This is a genomic window from Pseudomonas sp. SDO5591_S426 (assembly GCF_054070755.1).
The window spans coordinates 1-3720 of record NZ_JBSVXD010000321.1; the positions used below are offsets into that span (position 1 = coordinate 1).

A 3720-nucleotide genomic window follows, 5' to 3' on the forward strand; every position below is an offset into this window, starting at 1 on the left:
AAAGATTGCGCCATACCCTGTGGGAGCGGGCTTGCCCGCGATGGCGTCAGTCAAAGCACTGCTGAATAAAAAGGGGCGACCATTACCGGTCGCCCCTTTTTTTGCCCGAAAACTATCGAATCAAGCCAGATCCACCAACACGATCTCACTGTCCTCAATCGCCGTCACTCGCAAAACCTGCTCATCGGCAACCGCAATCCCGTCTCGAGCTTGTGCACGCAAGCCATTGACTTCAATGACGCCTGTAGCTGGAACCAGGTAGGCGCGGCGACCGTTGTCCAAGTGATACTCAGCGGACTCACCAGCCTTCAGATTCGCCGCGACCAGTCGTGCATCGGCACGAATGCGCAAGCTTTGATCGTCGCCTTCCTTGCCGCTGGCCAGGGTCACGAAACCTTCGCGGTCACCCTTCGGGAACGGTTTGGCGCCCCAGGACGGTGCCAGGCCGGATTCATTGGGGATGATCCAGATCTGGAAGATCTTGGTCGGCGTCGCTTCCAGGTTGTATTCGCTGTGAGCAATACCGGTGCCGGCGCTCATGACCTGAACGTCACCCGCCTCGGTGCGGCCCTTGTTGCCAAGGTTGTCCTGGTGGGTGATGGCGCCTTCACGCACGTAAGTGATGATTTCCATGTCCCGGTGCGGGTGCTGCGGGAAACCGGTGCCGGGGGCGATCACGTCGTCGTTCCACACCCGCAGGTTGCCCCAGTTCATGCGCTTGGGATCGTGGTACTCGGCGAACGAAAAATGGTGATGGGCATCCAACCAGCCGTGGTGTGCGCCGCCGAGCGAGTTGAAAGGTCTGAGTTCAAGCATGATCGTCTCCTGAAAAGGTTCGTCATGGGGCGGGGCGCCTGGGCCATGAAGCGAGACCGGTGGTTGATGACGGGCATCATCCTTCAGCCAACAATCGATAAAAAGCGTAAAAAATGCCTGATAACCATCGAATGATTTGATATGAAATAACCTCGAAACATTCTCACCCAGCCTTCAATTCAACGCATAAGCCAATGAGTCATAAGCATTTCACTAGAACTGGGCGGCAAATAAAGACACCATAGCCCTCAACAGCCTCACACCCTGGAGTCCGTCCGCGTGTCGCAACACACCCCCGATCTTCCGCCTGAACTTCGTCCTCTGGCCGAGATGCCGCTGCTCAAGCGTCTGGCCGCCCGTTTCTTTGGTCATGGCCTGACACGACTGCGCGCACAACACCGCGCCTCCTGGCTACATGGCCAGGCGGATGGCTTTCGCAGCGGCCACACGGCCGGCGTTGAGTATGGCTATAAGGAAGGCAAGCTCGAGGGGCTGGAAGAAGGCCGACAGGTCCTGCTGATCCGCGACTCGCGCAGCACTGAACATCGGCCACCCAATATCGATGATCATCTGTTCGATGATTGGCGTCTGCCGCTGACCGCCGAATTGAAGAAGCGCATGAAAGCCGACGTCGCCCGATTGTTGCCGGCCCACGCACAACCCAGCGCTGCGCAGTGGAAGATGATCTTCAGCGACACGCCTTCAACATCGGTGATCGCCGGCGCGGGTGCGGGCAAGTCGACGACGCTGGTTCTGCGCATAGTGTTGCTGACGCACTATCTGGGGTTCGAGTTGAGTTCGATGACCGTGGTGACGTTCACTCGCGAGTCGCGCAAAGACTTCATCAACAAGTTGATTGAACTGTTCGCGCTCTGGGGGCGGGCGCTCAGTTTCAAGGAAGCGCGGGAATTGGTGCGCACCTTCCACTCGCGAATTCTGCCGATGGTTCGCAGCCTGCCGGGCTTCGAACGCCTGCAAGCCTTCGAAAACCTAAGTCTGCGTGCGCAAAATGGCGATGAAGAGGCGGACAGCAATCCGTTCGACCTGCGCATCAACGACGCCCAACGCCAGCAGCTCAATGCCTGTTACCACGCGTTGCACACCCGCGATGAACGCTTCCGCGAACTGATCAAGCCGTTGTCGCGTCACGCCTTGCAGCTCAAGGAGCTGGAGCGCGATCACCCGGACGTGCAAAAACGCATGGCCGTGACTGAACTGGCCGCGAAGCGCGATGATGAACTCTGCGACACGATTGAGGATTTGTGGTTTCGGGCCAAAGCCTGGCCAATCAAAGGCATCGAGCCCAAGCGCCAGACCTTCGATATCAACGGTTCGACATTCCATTGCCACGGCTACATTCCGTCCCTGGATGCCTGGGTGGTACTTGGCTTCGACCCCCGGGAAAACCCGCAGGTTACCCGTCCGAATGCCAAGCTGACGGTGCGCGCAGAGTGGGCGGTAAAGCGCACCCTGTTTCAAGCTTTCTGTCGTAAGCCGTTGATATGGCTTGATAGTTACGAGTCATCGAAGCGTGTTCTGGCTTCCTTGGCTGGCGACGCCAGTGCCGGACCGGGCTTCGATTACAAGGTCAAGGGCGAACTTGCGTCCGCGCCGTTGCTCGACTGTTTTGTCGCTGCCGCCGGGTTCATCGAAAACCTCGGTCTGGATGTGCCGACGGCAGTGGGCCAGATGAGTTTTGGCAAGGACGACCCGGACCGTTTTTTCTTCGAGGCCCTCAGTCTGTACTGGCGAGCGCTGGAAGATCATTTGCTCGATCAGAAGCCACCGATCATGACGTACAACCGGATGTTCGCCTTGTTCAGCGAGCATTCACCGGAAAACCTCAAGCTGTTGAGTGATGAGTTGCTGCGGCCGCTGTCGCACCTGATGATCGATGAGTTTCAGGACGTATCGCCGCAGATCGTTTCCTGGATTCGCGCCAGCCTGGGCGAAATCCGCAGTCGCGGCCCGGCGATGCATGTCGGGCGAGGCGCCCAACGCTCATCGCTGCTGTGCGTCGGCGACGACTGGCAGTCGATTTACGGCTGGCGCGGGAGTTCGCCGAGTTACTTCATGGAGTTCAACAAGGAATTTTCCTCGCCGAGTACGACCAAGGTGATGCTCAGCGACAACTACCGCAGTCACCAGCACATCATCGACGCCGCGGAGCACATCGTGCGTGCCGCGCCGGCGATTGCCGGCAAGAAGGCCAAGGCCAGCGGCGAGCCGAAGGATCTACTGCCGGTGAATGTGCTGGATCGAGACGACTCGGGCATGGCTCAGCGCCTGATGGAGCATTACAGAAAGGGCGATTCGATCTTGATGCTTTATCGAAAAAGTAGCGATAAGTTATTGATAGAAGAACATATTCAGCCTGTAGTTAATGTTGATTCTAGCTTGCCGTACGAGTCTCGACGCCTGAAACAATTGACCTACCACAGCGCCAAGGGCTTGCAGGCTGATGCTGTTTTCCTGCTCGGCGATTGCCAGCACCTGACCAGTTCACCTTACAAGAATCAGGTGTATCGAATGGCCGGATTGGGCAAGGCCGGCGACAGCGAACCGTACGACAACGCGCAAAAGGACGAAATCCTGCGCCTGGCCTATGTAGGCATCACCCGGGCCGTGAGTCATTGCTATTGGTATGTCGATGGGCAGGACAATCAGGCGGTGAACAGCCCCAAGGCTTCGGACCGGATCGGCAAGGGCAAGGCGTTTTTCGCCGATCATCGGCAGGGCAAAGCTTCGGCGTAAATCTTGAAAGATCGCAGCCTTCGGCAGCTCCTATAGGGATATGCATTCCAATGTAGGAGATGCCGAAGGCTGCGATCTTTTGACCTTTACCCAAGAAAATCTATGGTCACCCCCATTTTTGCAATACTGATTAACGGGTGGTGTGGTTGG

2 protein-coding genes are annotated in these 3720 nt (G+C 57.5%); one reads left to right on the plus strand and one right to left on the minus strand.

Annotation, left to right across the window (positions count from 1 at the left end; genetic code table 11):
* Window positions 1–120 precede the first annotated feature (120 nt).
* Window positions 121–816 (minus strand): pirin family protein, encoded by a 696-nt coding sequence (locus ACW9JC_RS29250; RefSeq protein ID WP_338580826.1) that lies wholly within the window; start codon window positions 814–816, stop codon window positions 121–123.
* Window positions 817–1095: 279 nt separating this feature from the next.
* Here ACW9JC_RS29250 and ACW9JC_RS29255 point away from each other — a divergent pair, with 279 nt between their 5' ends.
* On the plus strand, window positions 1096–3570 hold the full coding sequence (locus ACW9JC_RS29255) for a UvrD-helicase domain-containing protein (RefSeq protein WP_457459393.1): 2475 nt from the start codon (window positions 1096–1098) through the stop codon (window positions 3568–3570).
* Window positions 3571–3720: the final 150 nt, after the last annotated feature.

Coding starts and splice junctions, on each gene's coding strand:
- ACW9JC_RS29250 (WP_338580826.1), bottom strand. CDS start 816: ATGCTTGAACTCAGACCTTTCAACTCGCTCGGCGGCGCACACCACGGC.